Source organism: Methanoregula sp. (genome assembly GCF_028712425.1).
In the GTDB taxonomy this organism is placed as follows: domain Archaea; phylum Halobacteriota; class Methanomicrobia; order Methanomicrobiales; family Methanospirillaceae; genus Methanoregula.
This window is the reverse complement of the sequence record NZ_JAQTQD010000009.1, coordinates 81975-99430: the sequence shown is the minus strand read 5'-3', so window position 1 is coordinate 99430 and position 17456 is coordinate 81975. Positions and strand designations below refer to the sequence as shown.

Below are 17456 nucleotides of genomic sequence, written 5' to 3'. Positions count from 1 at the left end.
GGGATGATCATTGTCGGGGCCCTCATCAGCCTGCTCGTTGCCCGGTCCCGCGATCATGCGGTTGCTGCACAGGAACGGGAGAAGGAGACCGGGACCCTGTATGCCCTGTCGCAGGACCTGGCGGCTGCCGCGGATGAGAATTCCGTTATCGATGCGATCCGGAAGCATATTCGCGAAGTATTCCAGTGGGAGAGTGTTGTCCTCCTTCCCGATGGGGACCGGCTTGGTGTCCAGCCGCTGGACACAACCGGGCTTATCCTCGGCGCCGATGACATCGCCGTGGCAACGTGGGCGTTCCAGCACGGGGCGGTGGCTGGTTACGACACCGATACGCTCCACGGGTCGCGGCTCCGGTACATCCCGCTTGCAAGCTCGGGCCGGAGCCTGGGGATTCTTGGGGTGCGGCCGCGGGAACCTGACGGCATTATTACCCACGGGCAGGAGCGGATCCTGATGGCATTTGCCAGCCAGCTGGCACAGGCACTGGAACGGGTTAAACCGGGTAAACGGGAATGAGCCGGGAACATCTCACATCTTTCGGGTAAGTATTAAGGAAAGACACCTCATCCGGCCAGGTAAGAATTCCGGCGTTTTCCCTCCCCTTACTTCTTCCCCTCTCCAGTCGCCGCCTTCACGACTTGGTCCATTGTCACGGGCAGGATCTTCTCGAACGGCACAGACCAGTGGAACAGGAGGGCATCGATGACTGCCTTGCCTTTGATAGTGACCTGAACAGATCCCTGCGCTGCCAGGGCGGCAAGCGCCGCAAGGAGGATCGCATTGTCAGACCTGACCGGGACCGTGATGAGCGTACTGTCGTTTGCCTTGATCGTCACCCGGCCGGTATTTCCTGTCGCGATCTGCCGGACGGTAGCGCAGTCCCGGCACAGCACTTTGAAGGGGACTTCCTGCACGGTCACACCAAGCGGGTTTTTGTTCTTCACCCGGATCGCCACGTCGAGTTCAAGGGACGAGATCGACAGGGAGCGGAGCCGCACCTCTTCAAGGCTGACTTCCGGTTCGTGCAGGAAGGGCATCGTAAGAACGTTGTCCCGAGCCGGTTAAAATCCTGTTCATCTGTTCCGCTATTTCCGGCTCCGGAGTTCGTTTTCCATTGCAGCAAGGGTGGCGTTGGCCTCTGCCTCAGTTATTCCCGGAGTATCCCGGATCCGGTCGAACCGGTTGCACATCAGATCAGGGCACTTCCCGCAGTGTGGGAACTTCCGGTCATTGTTGCAGCAATCGTAGATCGCACAGTGATCAATGCCGATGAATGCCGTCCAGAAGGGGATACCTTTTGTCTCCGGGCAGTCCCTGCACTCCTTCCCGTGATGGTCGCAGTCGCTGCACGAATACCCGCAGACGGTCTGGATCTTCTTTTTTGCCATACCCACGTGTCAATACCGCACCAGCATAAAGACACGGGTTCCGTGATGTGAAAGTGAAAAACAGGACCGGGCTTACAGGAACGTGAGCGGGTGGAGTTCCGCTTCCGCTCCCTTTCCGGATTTGATCCTTTTAATCAGCGCCAGTTCGGACTTCAGCCCGAGGTCCCGGCTGAGCCGCTCGGCCTGCTCGAGCTTGTCTGCAGTGACGGCGTATTTCTCCGGGCGCTCGGCCGCTGCGGCATGATAGAGCAGGGCTTCGGCAATGAAAGTCTGGACAATCCCATGGTCGGACGAGATCTGGCAGTAGATCTCGAATGCATTGGCATACTTGTTGTCCAAATTTTTCGGCAGGGGTTTGTTCAGCTTCAGGAGGGCAACCCGCGCCAGTTCGCACTCCCCGATGAGCCCGTGGGCAAACCAGTTGATGTTCCGGATCCGCTGGGCAGCCTCCTTGGCCTCCCCGTACAGCCGGGCGGCCTCGTCCACGAACCTGCTGGCAGCCTCTGGTGGGGAGAGGAATGCCCGCGCCCGGGCAAGCTCCGCCTGCTCGGGCAGCAGCCAGACATGGCCCCGGGGCATGGTCTCGCCATAGATCTCACCGGCCTTCATATAGCAGGTCTCTGCCTTGACCAGTTCTCCAAGGATACGGTGAACGGAACCAGTCCTCCTCAGGATATCGGCCTCCAGTTCACGGATGTCCGCGTCCTTCCCGGAAGGGTCGGCCGTATGGCAGAGCTCGAGCGCTTTTCTGAACCGTGCCGGTGCATAGGGTGAGGCAATGTCCCCGCAGACAAGCTCCACTTCACCGGCGCCAAAGAGGCTCCGGGCCTTCGTGACGGGACCGGATTCCCGGTCCTGATAGGCAGTGAGGAATGCCTCTTTTGCCCCGGCAAGGTCGTTGGTATGGAGCAGGATATGACCCTTCGAGATCGGGGCCTCTTCAAGGATTGCAGAGAGTCTGAGGCCCAGATGCTGTGCCCGTGCCACTCCTGTGTCGAAAGCCTCGAGCGCGATTTCGTACTGGTCGAGGATATGGAAAAAGTCAGAGAACCAGAAGAAGAACCGTACCTCGCGTTCTTCGTCCGGGGCGGTTGCCACCGACCGCAAAAAGTCGCGGGCAATGAGGCCGTCGAAGTCGCTTGACGGGACCCTGCCCTCGTAAATATCCTCGTAGATCGCCTCCAGGTAATCGCCGATTGCGGTCTTGTCGCCGAGAATTTTCTGGAAGGCCTCGTACGCGGAACCGATCTGGTGGCTCCGTTCGGTCCGCTCGCCAACAGCCGAGATGAACTTCGGGTGGGGCAGGGCGGCGTCCCCATGTGCGGACATCTGCGAGAGCTCGTGGAGGAGGATCGTCAGGTTGAGGAGCCCGGTCTTCGGGCTGTCCCGGCACTTGACCAGGATGTACTGGTTGAAGATCCACGGCCGGCGGATGTAATAGTAGGGGTTCGTGCACTCGCTGCCTGCCTTCGCAAGGATCCCGCGTTCCATTAAGAGATCCAGGCGTTTCCGCATCGCGGACTTGGTGATAGTGTGATCCTTACCCCCCTTGGAGGAATTGACAATCTCCAGGATCTGCGCAAGATGGAGCGGGCCATCGTACAGGGCGAGCAGGGTCTCCCTGCCGGGAGTAGAAAGGGTGGTGTCGTCCTGCACCATCCGCTGGAAGGTTGCCCGGTCCGGATACATTCGTACAATACAAGGAAAACCGCGTCTTTAATGATTCCGGTTCTTTCCCTGCCGGAAGGGGACAAGATCACCGGGACATTCGGCCGGCTGGAAAAAATTCTTCCGGTTTTTTCCAACTTCCTGTGCTCTTTATAGTCCCATGGGAAACGGGAACATGACAAACAAAATTGGAGCATCATCATGGAGATTCACGTTACAAAGACACCGGACCTGACGATTGTTACAATCATCGGCAAGCTCGATGCCAACACCATTGCCGACTTCCAGAAGAGCAGTGCTGACCTGCCGGTGATGCCGACAGTCCTTGACCTGTCCCGGCTGGAGTACATGAGCAGCTCGGCACTCCGGGCGCTCCTGCAGATGAAGCGGGAATTCTCAAAGCAGGGTGTGCCGGTCGTCATTGCCGGCAGCGACGGGCTTGTCGACAAGGTCCTGCGGGTGAGCGGATTCGAGCAGATTTTTGTCCTGTTCCCCTCGGTTGATGAGGCGGTCAGGGTCATGACCCGCGGGGGGGGCTGATCGTGCAGGCCTGTGCACAGCAGACGAATCCCGTCCTGGTCGTGGCGGAGGCAGAGATCCGCCGCATTCAGCCGGAGGATGCACCCGGTGTTGCACGCCTGATGCAGGACGTGTACGGGAACACCTATCCCAAGAAATATGTCTACGACCCGGTACAACTGCGGGTGAAGAACGCGAAAGGCGAGGTCTTATCGGTTGTAGCAGCAGGCCCAGAGGGAGCGGTCATCGGCTATGCCGCACTCTCTGCCTATTATGGCTACCCGGAGATCGGGCTGCTCGGATCGATGGCTGTAACCCCCTCCTGCCGCGGCCGGGGTCTTGCAGGAACGATCCTCCGGCACCTGATTGCCTGCAGCGATGGCACGGAGTTCCGGGCCCTGACGGGCGGGGCGTTCACGGCCCACCCCCACTCCCAGCGGGCCATGGAACATGAGGGATTCTCCCCCAGCGCTCTCCTCCTCGGGTCGCAGCCGCAGGAAATCTCGTTCCGGGAACTCACCGGGGCCTTAAGCCAGCGGGAGAGCGTGGTGTTCTATACCAAGGCGCTTCACGAAGAGGAGTTCGCCTTCCAGTACCTCCCCGAGGACCACCGGAAGACTATCCGCGAGATCAGCGGGAAACTGGGCATCCGGATCAATGCGGACGGATCCGGAAAACCCGGCCGGGCACGGACAGTGATCGAGAAGACCATCAATCCCGATACCGGTGCCGGCCTGATCTGGATCCGGAGGGCCGGGCCCGATTACCGGGAGGCCGTTGCTGACACCGCCCGGCAGCTCCGCGCCCGCGGCGCACAGGTGATGCGGATGCACGTTGACCTGAACGACCCGGGAGCGAATGCCGTTGTAGCAGCGGCAGAAGAGGCCGGGTTCATCTTCGCCGGCATCCTGCCCGGGGAAGAGGGATACATCCTCATCCTGCAGCACCTGCAGGACATCACCATCGATCTCCGGAAGATCCAGACGGGAGGAAACGCCTGCAGCGAGCGGCTCCTCTCCTATATCGGTGCACAGATGAAGGAACATGAAGATGGGGCCGGATCAGGCTCCTGAAAAACCATCGGAGAAATAATCATGGTCACAAAAGACAGGAGACAGAAAGCCGTTGTCCTGGTGGACGGGTTTGCAACATCCGGCAGGGTGCTGGCGTCCCGGTTCCTGATGCAGGGGATCCCCTGCATCGAGGTGCTCAGCCACGAGACCTTTCCCGAGAAATACTTAAAAAAGAACAATGCGGAAGACTACCTGGAGGACCCCCTGTTCACCGACAAGATCGTGTTCCGCGGGGACCTGGACGCCGTTGTCCGGCAGCTGGACCGGTATGCGGTCATCGGGATCATCCCGGGCAGCGAGATGGGCGTCCCGTTTGCAGACGCGCTGAGCGGGCGGATGGGGCTTTTCTCGAACGGGACGGCGCAGTCGGTTGCCCGGCGCAACAAGTTCCGGATGCAGTGTGCGCTCCAGGATAAGGGAGTCAGGACAAAGCAGTTCATCTGCACACAAGACGAGAACGAACTGATCGCCTGGTTCCGGGCCGGGTCGTTTGCAGAGGTCGTAATCAAGCCCATGAGCAGCGCCTCCACGGAAGGAGTCACGTTCTGCTCGACCGAGGAGGAGGTCCTTTCCGCGTTCCGGAACCTCATCGGGACGACCAACCACCTGGGGGACAAGAACACCGAGGTTCTTATCGAGGAGCGCCTCTGCGGGACGGAGTTCGGGGTCAATACCGTCTCCTGGAACGGGAAGCACCGCCTTGCCGAGCTCTGGCAGTACAGGAAGGTCAAGGTCGAGGGCGTAGGAAATGTGTACGACTGCACCCGCCTCCACGACTGGCCTGAGGGACAGCTGATGGAGCTGGTCCGGTATGCCTTCTCTGTCCTCGATGCCCTCGGGATCCGGTACGGGGCTGCCCACACGGAGATCATGCTCACGGAGAAGGGCCCGCTCTTAATCGAGTCCGGAGCCCGTATCATGGGCGGGACGATCCCTCCCGATCTCATCGTCAGCTGCTCCGGCCAGTGCCAGGTCGACCTGATGGTTGCGGCATACAGCGATCCGGAGAGATTCCTGGAGACCATCGACAAGCCGTACCACCTGAAGCGTCACATGATCAGAAAGCACCTGATTGCACAGCACGAGGGGACACCCGAAGGCGAGATCGCGGCCATCGAGATGCTGGCCCGGCTCAAGAGCTGTGCACGGGGCGATTTCGTCAACCTCATCAGCGACTGGCACGTGAACCGGACCGTCGACATGATGACAAGCCCGGCAAAGGTCTTCCTGATCCACAAGGACCCCCGGGTCATCCTCGAAGATTACCGTCGCATCCGTGACTTCGAAACCTACCAGGAGAACGAACTCTTCAGCATCTGAGGAAGGTAGTACCTTATCCGGTCGTGATCAACCATGGCGGTGGCAGAGACCAGCGGAGCGGAATCAGGAAGGATGGACCCGGAACGGAAGCGCCTCGCGGCATTCCTCCTCTGCTTTACCGCCTTTGCCACCATGCTCGGGATCGGGATCATCACTCCCGCCCTGCCAATCTACGCACAGCTGATGGGGGCAACCGGCTTCTGGATAGGTGTCATCTTCTCCTCCTTTGCCCTGTCGAGGACGGTCTTTTTGCCGGTCTTTGGCGCGATGTCGGATTCCTGTGGCCGGAGGAATCTCCTCCTCATCGGCCTTGCCGGGTACTCCCTCTTCTCCGCCTTGTACGTGCTCGCGGACTCGGTCTACCTGCTGACGCTCATCCGGTTCCTCCATGGCATCGCGGCAGCGATGGTCTTCCCCATTGCCATCGCGTACATGGGGGACATTGCGGATGTCGGGGAAGAGGGGCGGATGATGGGCGGCTTCCACAGCGCGGCGTTCCTCGGGATGAGCTTTGGCCCCCTTATCAGCGGGGTCCTGATGGACTACCTGGACATCTCCGCGGCGTTTCTCTGCCTCTCCCTCATCACGGCCGTCACTGCGGTTGTCTGTTTCCGGTTCCTTCCCGATCACCGGGCAAAGCCCCGCGACCCCGTCCCATTCCTTACGGCAGCCTGCCACCCGGCCCTCCGGATACCGGTGTTCTTCTACCTCGTGTACTCGGTAGCGTACGCAACGTATCTCGTGTACCTCCCCGTTATTACCGGGACGGTGCAGCACTTCACCGGAACGGAAGTAGGCGTCCTGATCTTTGTCGGGACCGTCATCATGGCCGGGGTCCAGAAGCTCTCCGGCAGGATCGTGGACCGGTCCAACAAGTACTTCCTCCTGGCTATTGGCATAGCGGTGATCGCCACAGCCTCGTTCGGCATCGGGCTTTCCGCGACCTTCGCCGAATACCTGGGCGCCGTCATCGTGCTCGGCTGCGGCTTTGGCCTCTCGCTCACCACCATTGCAGCACTGGTGACCATTGCCGGCCGGGAGACCGGCCAGGGCGCTGCCGCGGGCATCGCCAGCATGGCTCAGGGCATCGGCCTGATGGTTGTCCCCGTCATCTTCGGGATCGTGATGGACACCGCGGGGATCCATGCAGTCTTCTTCGCGACCGCTGCGGTCACGCTCATCGCCGTCCCGGTCCTCCTGGCCGTCGGGAGGAGCCGCCCAGTGGAGCTGAAGACTGCCGCTCCCGCACCCGTGGAACGGTAAGGAGATCACCGTCGGCAGGCTGGAAAAAAAACCTGCGAATTGTTCCAACATCCTGCCCGCTATATACCCCCGCATCCAACCACTGTATCAGGCCCGGAACAACCGGGCAGGAGAGAACAACCATGACCAGACAGATGATCCGCAGGAACTGTGCCGGAAGCAATGAGCGTTTCCGCAGCCATACCGGAAACGAACGGAGGGACACGCCGCTGTCCGTGTTGTGGGAGATCTTTCATCACGCTCCTTCACTGCCCGTTCCGGCCGTGACGGAGCCCCTCCTCCAGTAGTACGGATGAAACCATCATACACAGGCAGCCTCGCCCGATTCACCTTTGTATCATTGCATTGGCACCAGCAGCAGACCGACGGCCGGGGAAACACCCCCCGCCCTCTTTTGAAGGGTGACAAACCCTCCGACCACAAGGCACTCATTACACCCTGTGTAACAGCTATGCATCATGTCATTACCCCAATTACCGCCGTTTTTTTACCGGATTTTCGAATCTCTTCCGCGGCAGGGGCCGGGCACCCGTGAAGCGACCCGGAAGGTGTGGTCGCTTATCCCCTCCGTTCCCCGGGACGCAAAAATCCTTGATGTAGGATGCGGGAGCGGGACGCAGACACGCGACCTTGCCGCCCTCACGACAGGCACGATCACGGCTGTTGACAACCACCAGCCGTTTTTGGATAAGGTCGATGCATGGGTCAGAAAAGCCGGCATGGCACACCGGGTCAAAACGGTCTGTGCCTCCATGGATGCCCTGCCGTTCGACAAGAGATCGTTTGACCTTATCTGGTCTGAAGGCGCCATCTTCATTGTCGGATTCGAGCAGGGCCTCAACCTCTGGAAGCCGCTCCTGAAAAAGGGCGGGTACATGGTCGTGTCCGATACCGACTGGTTCGAGACAAACCCTCCCAAAGAGCTCAGGGAATGGTGGGAGAACGAGGGATACGTGCCTGTGCCCGAAGAAGAGATGAAGGAACGGGTGAAGCGGACCGGACTCCGGCTTGTTGCAACCTACCGGCTGCCGGAAGAAGGGTGGTGGGAGAATTACCTTGTCCCGCTGCAGGCCCGGGTTGCGGAGCTCAGGAAGACGCACGGATCGATTCCCGAAGATGCCGCCCTTCTCGATGCACTGGAGCATGAGGCGTACATGTACCGGCAGTACAAGCGGTGGTACGGGTACACGTTCTTTGTGATGCAGAAAGTCTGAACTGCGGAACCATAGACACTCGTGATACGGATCGGCACACTTCCTGCCGAGACCACCCCCTCTCACTATTTCCTCATTTTTTGCGCTGTTACTGGCGCCGGGTTGCACCCACACTCAAAAGGATTGTTGCTATCGCCAGGACGACCATAAATGGCAGGGGACTGCCGGCTTGCCGGGCCGGTGTCCTTTTCATAAGGGTGACATAAGAGAGCTCTTCACTGGATAGCACGCGGATATGATAATTGGCGCAGGGGCAGGCCTTTGACGCATAATAGCTCGGATCGTAGCCCCCGATAAATTTCACCAGCATCGCGGATCCGTTCTGATGATCGGATATATCGCAGGATTCATCAGTCGCGAGGGTTACCGTCCGCTCCGGTCCGGACCCCCGCTTGACGGAAATATTCACGATCGTTTCTGGGGGAAACGACTGGAAATCGTATACTGCGGGACTCGGTCCATCGAGACGGTACTGGAGGGTATATTCCTCCGGGAACGGTACACGGTTGACCGCGGTATCTCCGAAGAGTTCCGTTGCGATGAGGGTGTCCGTGCCGGGCAGGGTGGCGAGGCGCTGAATCGTGTACCACCTGCGGAGATCGCGAGTTTCAGCCGACGGGAGGGTATATCCCGTGGAGGGATCCGTGACATGGAAGGTCCAGTCCTTGAAGACCACCTCGACGAGATCCCCTTCCTTCACGCGAGAAAAGACTTCAGCGTTCGGGACTCTTGCTGAGAAGTGGCCAGTCAGGGTATACTGGCAGGGGTAATTTTCGCATTCGGCGCGAACCGTAAGGGTCTGGTTCATCTCATTCAACCCGGTAACGATCCCTTTGAAGGCAATGGGGATGGGCGTCGCCGATACAGGAAGTGCCAGGAACAGGAGAAACACTGCAAGACCGATGATGATGCAGGATTTTGGAATCATGATACAGCTCCTGAGTACAAGAGAAAATTGTTCGATGTAAATAAATTATCTTTAAGATTTCATAAATCATTGGTAATACTCGGGAAAAGTCTCATTTCTGAAGATCCTCTCCAACCGCCATCCTGAATATGCATCGAATCTCACGGTTGAACCAGTATGACTCCGGACTTCGCGGCAAAAATCCGCACGCTCGCCCTCTCGCTCGGCGCCGACTATTTCGGGATCGCGGACCTTACCCCGGCAGAGGACGCCATCCGGGCGCAGGGCGGGGAACGTTTGGCACGGTACCCCCGCTCCGTGGTCGCAGGAATACGCCTGCAGGACAGCATTGTCGACCTCCTGCCGGAGAAGGACAAAGCGGGGGCGATCCTGTACCGGCACACAACCTACGATGTTGTCAACGCGACGCTCGATCAGATCGCTCTGCGAGTCGCCGGCCTGCTGCAGGAGGAAGGCCACTCAGCATTTCCCGTTCCCGCGTCGAAACGGACAAGCGACGAGAAGATCGCCGGGCCCTTCTCGCAGAAGCTCGGGGCGCACCTGGCTGGCCTTGGCTGGATCGGAAAGAGCTGCCTCCTCGTGACCCCGGACCACGGCCCGCGGGTCCGGTGGGTCAATGTCCTGACCGATGCCCCGCTCAAGCCGACCGGTTCGCCCATGAAGCCCCGGTGCGGGGAGTGCACGGAATGCGTGGACATCTGCCCGGTCCATGCGTTCACCGACCGGGTGTTCTCACCCGATGAGCCCCGCGAGGCCCGGTTTGATGCAGCTGCCTGCGACCGGTACTACAAACAGCTCGGGAAGGAACTGGGCGTGGACGGCGTCTGCGGGCTCTGTCTGTGGGTGTGCCCGCACGGAAGGAAGAAGGGGAAGAAGAGGACCGGAAATCCCCTGTGAATCCTGCCGCAACCGGCCCCTCACCGGTATCCCGGCGGTTCTTTTGTAAGATGCACTGGCAGCCGGTCGGTTGCCAGGATGCAGACCACTGCCGGATCAGCACGCGGGTCATTATACCGTTCCCTGCAAATACTATGATAAAAAAAACCGGAGAAAACCATGACCCTCCCTGGTACCGATGAACAGATCGAGATGTTCGGACGGATGGCGCTTGCCCTTTCCGAGCTGGAATCATGCCGTGAGTTCTCCCTGCTTATTCCTGAAGTCAGGACCAATATAGTGTACGCTGCCCCGGAGGCAGAGATCCCCGCAGAGGTACTTGCCGTGGACGGGAGGATAACCCTTGTCAGCGGCATGCCGCAGGCCGCAGGCAGGATCCGGTTCGGCGTCTCCGGCCACCTGGCACGCCTTGTCATCAGTCTCCGTAAAACGAGCCCCTCTGCCAGGGCAGCAATCGATTTTGCCAATCCGCCCGGTTTTCTGCCATGGTTGCGCAGGTATTGCCAATCGCGGGAGTGGATCCTTGTGACGATTGACCGGAAGGACGAGCCCGGAGAGACCCGGATGCGGGAAGGCGCCTCGATGTCATGGAAGGCATTCGAAGCCGTCCTCGCTGCCGGAGGAGTTGTACCGGATATCATCTGCGATGCCGGGGGGCCGGGGAAGGAACCGGTCTGTGTCATCATCGGGAAAGAACCCCTCGGTATTGCGCAGGATCTCTGCGGCATTGCCCGAGAATATGCAGACACCGGGAAAGGGGCGATCCTGTCAGGTTTCCAATTTTCTTAATAGTACTATGCATAATTAAGGATGACAACCATGGAACTGGACGAAATTACCATAAGCAGGGCGATCCTCTCGTCCCAGATGAATACGCTGATCGATTGCATGGAACTGGATGTCGCAGTCGTGGGCGCAGGCCCGTCAGGGCTGGCCTGTGCGGCACTGATTGCGGAACAGGGCATTCGGGTCGGAGTCATCGAAAAGAAACTGTCGGTCGGCGGCGGGATGTGGGGTGGCGGGATGATGTTCCCCCGCATCGTCGTACAGGAGGAGGGCAGGCGCCTGCTGGACCGGTTCGGTATCCGGTCCACACCTTACCAGGACGGATACTATGTTGCAAAATCGGTCGAGGCCGTCTCCAGGCTTACCGCAGCAGCCTGTGATGCGGGCGCAGAGTTCTTCAACCTCACCTCTGTCGAGGATGTCATGATCAAGGGTGACGGGAGGATCAGCGGGCTCGTGATCAACTGGACTGCTGTTGAGATGGGAAGGCTCCATGTGGATCCGCTTGTCATGCGGTGCAGGTATACGGTTGACGCAACCGGCCATGATGCCGTTGTGGCCCGGCTTGTCGAGAAGAAGGGCGGCGATCTTAAAGTCAGAGGAGAGAGCTTCATGTGGGCGGATCGTGCCGAATCCCGGATCCTCCGGCACACAAAAGAGGTCTTCCCGGGACTGGTGGTTGCCGGGATGGCCGCCAATGCAATCGCCGGCGAGAACCGGATGGGTGCGGTGTTTGGCGGCATGCTGCTCTCCGGTGAACATGCTGCCGGCCTTGTCTTGGACAGGTTAAAAAAATGACCTGGCTGCCGGGATATTATTGAGGATCCTTATTTTTACCCTTTCAGCCTGGCGAATTCCGTTTCCTAGCCGGGAGCCCGGCGGACTTGCGGGAGGGATGCGGAACGAAAGAACGAGAAAAAGTGGAATAATTCCGGATCAGCTCTTCACCAGTTTCAGGATCCGGATCGCGAGCCACGCGGCATTGTCGCCGTTGTCCACGCCGACTGTTGCAACCGGGACCCCTTTTGGCATCTGTGCAATGGAGAGGAGGGCGTCCATACCGTTCAGCGTCCCGGCAACTGGCACACCGATGACCGGCTTGTCGGTCTTTGATGCAATCACGCCCGGGAGGGCTGCCGAGAGCCCGGCAATCGCGATGTAGATCTTTGCATCGCAGGTTTTGATGTAGGCATCCAGCTTATCGGGATCGCGGTGCGCCGAGAGGATCTGTGCATCGTAGGAAATCCCATTCGCATCAAGGACTTTTTTCACCTTGTCGGTGATCGCCGCATCAGAAGCGGACCCGGATACAATCGCAATGTCTGCCATAATCGCTATCCAAACTTATATTGCGTCTTTCTTAAAATACTATGAGCAGATCCATATGGAAAAAGAACTTCTCCTGATGATGCCAGGCCCGGTCCCGATACCGGAGCGGGTCAGGTTCGCGATGTCGCGTCAGGCAATAAACCACCGCAGTGCCGAGTTCGGTGCCGCGTATGCCGACTGTGTACGGGTCCTTAAGACCTGCTTTGCTACAAAGAACGACCTTGTTGTGATCAGCGGCTCCGGCACTGCCGGCATGGAAGCCGCGATCTCGAATGTCGGACGCGACAAGGAGATCGCCTGCATCGTCAACGGCAAATTCGGCGAGCGGCTCTATAAGATCAGCCAGCGCTACGGCAAGGCCCACGAGATCAAGTCCGAGTGGGGCACCCCTGTAAACCTCGAAGCGCTCAAGGCGCAGCTCGAGGCCGGCGCACAGGTCGTCACGCTGGTCCACAACGAGACCTCCGCCGGTATTAAAAACCCGGCAGAGGAGATCGGCAGGCTCTGCAAAAAGCATGACGCCCTCTTCATCATGGACGGCATCACCTCGATCGGCGGCGATGTTGTCGAGGCCGATACGTGGGGCGTTGACATAGCCATCACCGGCTCGCAGAAGTGCTTTGCCGCACCTGCCGGCCTTGCCATGGTCTCGGTGAGCCCGAAGGCCTGGGAACGCATGACGAAGAATCCGCCGTACTACCTCGACCTTGCGGCGTACAGGAAGAGCGCGGGCGGTAAGCCCATGGAGACGCCGTACACCCCCGCCGTCCCGCTCTTCCTCGCCCTCCGCGAGGCCTGCCTGATGATCGAAGAGGAAGGCCTTCCTGCACGGATTGCCCGGCACCAGAAGATGAGCAAAGCCGTCCAGGCAGCGGCAAAGGAATGGGGGCTCTCCCTCTTCCCGAAGACGGACAAGCTCCACAGCCCGTCCTCGACCGTCACCGCAATCGAGTACCCGGCGGGCGTCAGGGACGACGACATGCGGGGATTGGTTAAGAAGATAGGCATCCAGATCGCCGGCGGCCAGGACCACCTGAAGGGGAAGATCTTCCGGATCGGCAACATGGGCGCGGTCAGCGCACCGGAGATCCTTGCAACCCTTGCGGCAACCCAGCACGCGCTGAAGAAGTGCGGGTACAAGCCGGCCGGGTGCGGCGTGGGTGCAGCCGCCGAGGTGCTGGGATGAGAGTCGGTGTCGCAGACACCACCTTCGCCCGCATCAACATGGGAGCTGTCGCTGTCGACGAGCTCAAAAAACACGCCAGTGTAGCAATCGAGCGGGTGACGGTGCCGGGGATAAAAGACCTGCCCGTTGCCTGCAAGAAACTGATCGAAGAGCGCCGGTGCGACATCGTCATGGCGCTGGGCATGCCCGGGGGCAAGGACAAGGACAAGATGTGCGCCCACGAGGCATCGACCGGCCTCATCCAGTGCCAGCTCATGACGAATACGCACATCATCGAGGTTTTCGTCCACGAGGACGAGGCAAAGGATGACCGCGAGCTTGCGTGGCTCATGGAGCAGCGGACCCGCGAGCACGCGGTGAATGCCGTGAAGCTCGTCCTCCATCCAAAAGAACTCGAACGCCAGGCCGGCACCGGCCAGCGCCAGGGATTCGAGGACGCCGGGCCGGCCCGCCGGTGATGCAACCAAACAAGTTTATGACCAACCAGACGAGATGATCTGCTATGTGTGATACCAACCCGATAAAACTGGGATTCGTTGTTGCGGAGTTCAACCGCGACATCACGTATATGATGGAGATCGAGGGCCGCGAGCATGCGGCGTTCCTCGGCGCAGAAGTGACCGAGTGCATGTATGTGCCCGGCGCCTACGACATGCCGCTTGCGATCAAGAAACTGCTGACCGCAGGAAAGGTCGACGCGGTCGTTACCATCGGCTGCGTCATCGAGGGCGCAACCCAGCACGACGAGATCGTGGTGCAGCACGCGGCCCGGAAGATCATCGACCTCTCCTTAGAGTTCGGCAAGCCCGTATCGCTCGGCATCTCCGGGCCCGGCATGACCCGGCTCGAGGCCAACGAGCGGATCGATTACGCAAAGCGGGCCGTTGAGTCTGCCATCAAGATGGTTAAAAGGTTGAAATGAAGCCGCTGTCGGCGAAGATCGCCGGCGTTTCCGAATCAGCGACGATTGCGATCTCCAACAAGGCCAAAGCTATGCAGCGGCAGGGGATCGATGTCATCAGCCTCTCGATCGGGGAGCCCGACTTCGCCACCCCGCAGCACATCACGGATGCCTGCATCGATGCGCTGAAGCGGGGTGAGACACACTATGCCCCGAGCAGCGGCATACCCGAGCTGACAACCGCAATCGCGGAGAAGATCGAGCGGGAGAACAGGTTCCCCTGCACCCCGCAGCAGGTGATCGTTGCCTGCGGCGCGAAGAACTCGATCTATGAGGCCTGTGAGGCCGTGCTGAACCCGGGCGACGAGGCGATCATCCTCACGCCGGCCTGGGTCAGTTACGAGCCCTGCATCCAGATCGCCGGCGGGAAACCGGTCTTCCACGAGATCAACGAAAAGACCTTCCAGCTCGACGATTCCCTGCTGGAGAAGGTCAATGGGAAGACCAAGATGATCATGGTCAACTCCCCCTCAAATCCAACGGGCGCTGTTTTTGACAAGAAGTCCATGAAGCTCGTGGCTGATCTCTGCGAGGACAAAGACCTGTACGCGATGTCGGACGAGATCTACGAGAAGATGATCTACGGCAGGGAGCACCTCTCGCTCGCGGCCATCGGCGACATGCACCAGCGGACCATCACCATCAACGGGTTCTCGAAGGCGTACGCCATGACCGGCTGGCGGCTCGGGTACGCAGTTGGACCAAAGCAGATAATCACCGAGATGTCCAAGGTCCAGCAGCACTCGATCAGCCAGGTCACGACCTTTGCCATGTGGGGCGGGGTTGCGGCGCTCAAAGGCGACCAGCAGTGCGTCGAGGACATGCGCCGGGAGTTCGACAAGCGGCGGAAGTACGTGATGGACGAGCTTGCGAACATGGGGTATGAGATGGCACCGGCCGATGGTGCGTTCTATGCGTTTGTCCGGGTTGCCGGGGACGATATGGAGGTTGCCTCCCGGTGGCTCGACAAGGGGCATGTTGCCGCTACACCCGGTAGTGCGTTCTATGCGCCGGGGTGGATCCGGCTGTCGTACGCGGCTTCGATGGAGAAGCTGAGGGAAGCGATGGCGAGGATTAGGAAGGTTGGGTAAAATATTTTTTTAGTCCTCCTCTTTCAGGGAACAGTACTTTCTGAGAACAGCTATTAACCCGGTTTAGATCACGACATCCTTCTGATCCGCAATACAACAGGGCAATTTTTCTTTCAGACGGGCAAAGAAGGCTCCCGTCACATCGGTTTCATCAGAGAGCTGCTCCCAGAATGGCGCATCGATGGCAAATCTGATCCGGGTAGTATCATAATCAAGGGTAATTTCCCGGGAAAACGTACCACCTTCCCGGGTGGAGAGCTCTATCCGCGTGATTGCTGGGAGAGGGATCTCGTAGACCGCTCCTGCACGGAATATCCCAGGGGCAATCGTGAAGATTATGCGTTTGTTGGTCAGGGCAACAATACCGGCGGCATACCAGAAACGTACAAAGATCTGACTCCGTTTTATCACTTTAATCTCCTCTCTATGCTGCAGCATAACCGAACAGGCAAACTCGTTCATGAGGACCGGATCGAGGTCGACCGGCGGGTTCTTTTTCACACTTCGCAGGGCAAACACCCTGATAACCCTGTTTGCCGCAAACGGAAGAACAACATAACCTACGATAACCAAAACACCAAAAGCGATCAGACTGGTAACAAAATCCGGTTGTCGCGGGTCCCCTTCAGGCTGGGAAATATCCACGATCTGGAGGGCATTGCTGTTCTTGCTCGCAACATACGCGTAGTTACCTGAAACAGCGACGCCGGTCGGGAAGTCCAGGCCCAGACCCTCCATATGTACCATGCTCCCGGCATGCCGGGGAGCTGCCGGGTCGGATATGTTCACGACCTCAAGGGCATTACTCTCCTTGCTTGCGATATAGGCATAATTACCCGAAACAGCGACGCCGGTCGGGGCCCGCAGCCGGGCTCCGCCCTCTCCATCGGTTATGCTCCCTTTGTGTTTTGGGGATGCCGGATCGGACACATCAACGATTTCCAGGGCATTGCTTCTCTGGCTTGCGACATAGGCATAATTGCCGGCAACAACGACCTCGGCCGGAGTATTCAGGAGAGCGCCGCCTTCCCCGTCGGATATGCGGCCTTCAGGGAGCGGGCCGGCCGGCCTGGAGACATTCACAATCTCCAGCGCTCCCCAGCTAAAGCTGGTGACGTAGGCATAGTTCCCCGAAACCCAGACACTGGTCGGGCCGGCCAGCTTCGCTTGGTAGGATCCGTCTCCGACAGCGCTTTTACGGACCGGGTTTGCCGGGTCGGATATATCGACGATCTCCATCATCCCGCTATACGCGCAGGGGACATAGGCATAATTTCCCGACACATACACGCTGATCGGACCAACCGGGCCCGGGTTGAACCAGTTGTCTATTGCTCCGATGATGATACTTCCTTTGTGTTTTGGGGATGCCGGGTCGGAAACATCCACGATTTCAAGTGCATCGCTTTCGTGACTTGCGATGTAGGCATACTTTCCTGAAACGAACACGTCCAGCGGCCTCTTCAGGAGAGCTCCCCCGGCCCCGTTCGTTATGCTTCCGGCATGCCGGGGCCATCCCGGGTTGGAAATATCAATGATCTCCAGTGAATCGCTCCCCTGGCTTACGACATAGGCATAGTTTCCTGAAACGAACACCTTAATCGGGCTGTTCAAAAGAGCGCCACCGGAGCCGTCCGGGATTACGTTGACATGCGTGGGCATTGCACCCGCAGGACCCAGGGAGGATATGACCAGGAAAAATGCAACGAACACTAATACGGTTTTTCTCTTGAAATCGGTCATTATATCAACGATATCCCGCAGGAACAGGCCCTTGATATTAATTGATAATTTTTTCAATAAGAACTATCTGATATTAATTTTCGAGAATTT

Annotated in this window: 20 protein-coding genes; 14 read left to right on the top strand and 6 right to left on the bottom strand. The window is 59.0% G+C overall.

The features are described 5' to 3' along the window. A partial coding sequence (locus tag PHF39_RS06840; RefSeq protein ID WP_300222050.1) for a GAF domain-containing protein occupies positions 1–516 on the top strand: 516 nt, incomplete at its 5' end. Between the two features lie 86 nt (positions 517–602). Here the strand turns inward: PHF39_RS06840 and PHF39_RS06835 are convergent. From PHF39_RS06835 to PHF39_RS06825, 3 genes are all read right to left on the bottom strand, one after another. Continuing rightward, on the bottom strand, positions 603–1037 hold the full coding sequence (locus tag PHF39_RS06835) for an LEA type 2 family protein (protein ID WP_300222047.1): 435 nt from the start codon (positions 1035–1037) through the stop codon (positions 603–605). Between the two features lie 48 nt (positions 1038–1085). Continuing rightward, complete coding sequence (locus PHF39_RS06830; RefSeq protein ID WP_300222044.1) at positions 1086–1388, bottom strand: DUF3795 domain-containing protein; 303 nt, start codon at positions 1386–1388, stop codon at positions 1086–1088. A 72-nt stretch (positions 1389–1460) separates the two neighbouring features. Further along, positions 1461–3077, bottom strand: a complete 1617-nt coding sequence (locus tag PHF39_RS06825) for a hypothetical protein (RefSeq protein WP_300222041.1) — start codon at positions 3075–3077, stop codon at positions 1461–1463. Between the two features lie 180 nt (positions 3078–3257). On the opposite strand from PHF39_RS06825, the gene PHF39_RS06820 reads away from it, so the two are divergent. The 6 genes from PHF39_RS06820 (at position 3258) to PHF39_RS06795 (ending at position 8445) form a co-directional block, all read left to right on the top strand. Then, positions 3258–3596, top strand: a complete 339-nt coding sequence (locus PHF39_RS06820) for an STAS domain-containing protein (RefSeq protein WP_300222039.1) — start codon at positions 3258–3260, stop codon at positions 3594–3596. 2 nt (positions 3597–3598) lie between these two features. Beyond that, complete coding sequence (locus PHF39_RS06815; RefSeq protein WP_300222034.1) at positions 3599–4648, top strand: GNAT family N-acetyltransferase; 1050 nt, start codon at positions 3599–3601, stop codon at positions 4646–4648. 21 nt (positions 4649–4669) lie between these two features. Continuing rightward, a complete protein-coding gene (locus PHF39_RS06810; RefSeq protein ID WP_300222031.1) occupies positions 4670–5968 on the top strand; it encodes an ATP-grasp domain-containing protein in 1299 nt (432 codons plus the stop codon). Between the two features lie 33 nt (positions 5969–6001). Further along, positions 6002–7231 carry an MFS transporter gene (locus PHF39_RS06805; RefSeq protein ID WP_300222028.1) on the top strand — a complete coding sequence of 410 codons (1230 nt, stop codon included), beginning with the start codon at positions 6002–6004 and terminating at the stop codon, positions 7229–7231. 122 nt (positions 7232–7353) lie between these two features. Beyond that, a complete protein-coding gene (locus tag PHF39_RS06800) occupies positions 7354–7518 on the top strand; it encodes a hypothetical protein (protein ID WP_300222024.1) in 165 nt (54 codons plus the stop codon). Positions 7519–7689: 171 nt separating this feature from the next. Then, positions 7690–8445, top strand: a complete 756-nt coding sequence (locus PHF39_RS06795; protein WP_300222020.1) for a class I SAM-dependent methyltransferase — start codon at positions 7690–7692, stop codon at positions 8443–8445. 88 nt (positions 8446–8533) lie between these two features. Here PHF39_RS06795 and PHF39_RS06790 read toward each other — a convergent pair whose 3' ends face one another. Then, positions 8534–9373, bottom strand: coding sequence for a hypothetical protein (locus PHF39_RS06790; protein WP_300222017.1), 840 nt, complete (start codon positions 9371–9373; stop codon positions 8534–8536). Positions 9374–9529: 156 nt separating this feature from the next. Here PHF39_RS06790 and PHF39_RS06785 point away from each other — a divergent pair, with 156 nt between their 5' ends. From PHF39_RS06785 to PHF39_RS06775, 3 genes are all read left to right on the top strand, one after another. Then, positions 9530–10270, top strand: coding sequence for a 4Fe-4S double cluster binding domain-containing protein (locus PHF39_RS06785; RefSeq protein WP_300222014.1), 741 nt, complete (start codon positions 9530–9532; stop codon positions 10268–10270). Positions 10271–10429: 159 nt separating this feature from the next. Continuing rightward, the gene (locus PHF39_RS06780; protein ID WP_300222011.1) at positions 10430–11059 is read left to right on the top strand and encodes a thiamine-phosphate synthase family protein; all 630 of its coding nucleotides are present in this window, start codon (positions 10430–10432) and stop codon (positions 11057–11059) included. Between the two features lie 30 nt (positions 11060–11089). After that, complete coding sequence (locus tag PHF39_RS06775; protein ID WP_300222063.1) at positions 11090–11854, top strand: sulfide-dependent adenosine diphosphate thiazole synthase; 765 nt, start codon at positions 11090–11092, stop codon at positions 11852–11854. Positions 11855–11992: 138 nt separating this feature from the next. Here the strand turns inward: PHF39_RS06775 and PHF39_RS06770 are convergent, their stop codons facing one another. Then, entirely contained in the window at positions 11993–12385 is a 393-nt protein-coding gene (locus tag PHF39_RS06770) for an AIR carboxylase family protein (protein ID WP_300222008.1), read from the bottom strand. Between the two features lie 55 nt (positions 12386–12440). Between PHF39_RS06770 and PHF39_RS06765 the strand changes: the two genes are divergently transcribed. Genes PHF39_RS06765 through PHF39_RS06750 form a run of 4 tightly spaced genes read left to right on the top strand, consistent with a single transcriptional unit; the run spans position 12441 to position 15623 of the window. Then, positions 12441–13571, top strand: coding sequence for an alanine--glyoxylate aminotransferase family protein (locus PHF39_RS06765; RefSeq protein WP_300222005.1), 1131 nt, complete (start codon positions 12441–12443; stop codon positions 13569–13571). Further along, positions 13568–14029, top strand: coding sequence for a riboflavin synthase (gene ribC / locus PHF39_RS06760; protein ID WP_300222003.1), 462 nt, complete (start codon positions 13568–13570; stop codon positions 14027–14029). The genes PHF39_RS06765 and ribC overlap by 4 nt, the downstream gene beginning before the upstream one ends. Before the next feature lie 44 nt (positions 14030–14073). Continuing rightward, positions 14074–14493 (top strand): 6,7-dimethyl-8-ribityllumazine synthase, encoded by a 420-nt coding sequence (ribH, locus tag PHF39_RS06755; RefSeq protein WP_300222000.1) that lies wholly within the window; start codon positions 14074–14076, stop codon positions 14491–14493. Continuing rightward, entirely contained in the window at positions 14490–15623 is a 1134-nt protein-coding gene (locus PHF39_RS06750; RefSeq protein WP_300221997.1) for a pyridoxal phosphate-dependent aminotransferase, read from the top strand. Before ribH ends, PHF39_RS06750 begins: the two co-directional genes overlap by 4 nt. 63 nt (positions 15624–15686) lie before the next feature. On the opposite strand, the gene PHF39_RS06745 is transcribed toward PHF39_RS06750, so the two are convergent. Further along, the gene (locus PHF39_RS06745) at positions 15687–17366 is read right to left on the bottom strand and encodes a hypothetical protein (RefSeq protein ID WP_300221994.1); all 1680 of its coding nucleotides are present in this window, start codon (positions 17364–17366) and stop codon (positions 15687–15689) included. Positions 17367–17456 lie beyond the last annotated feature (90 nt).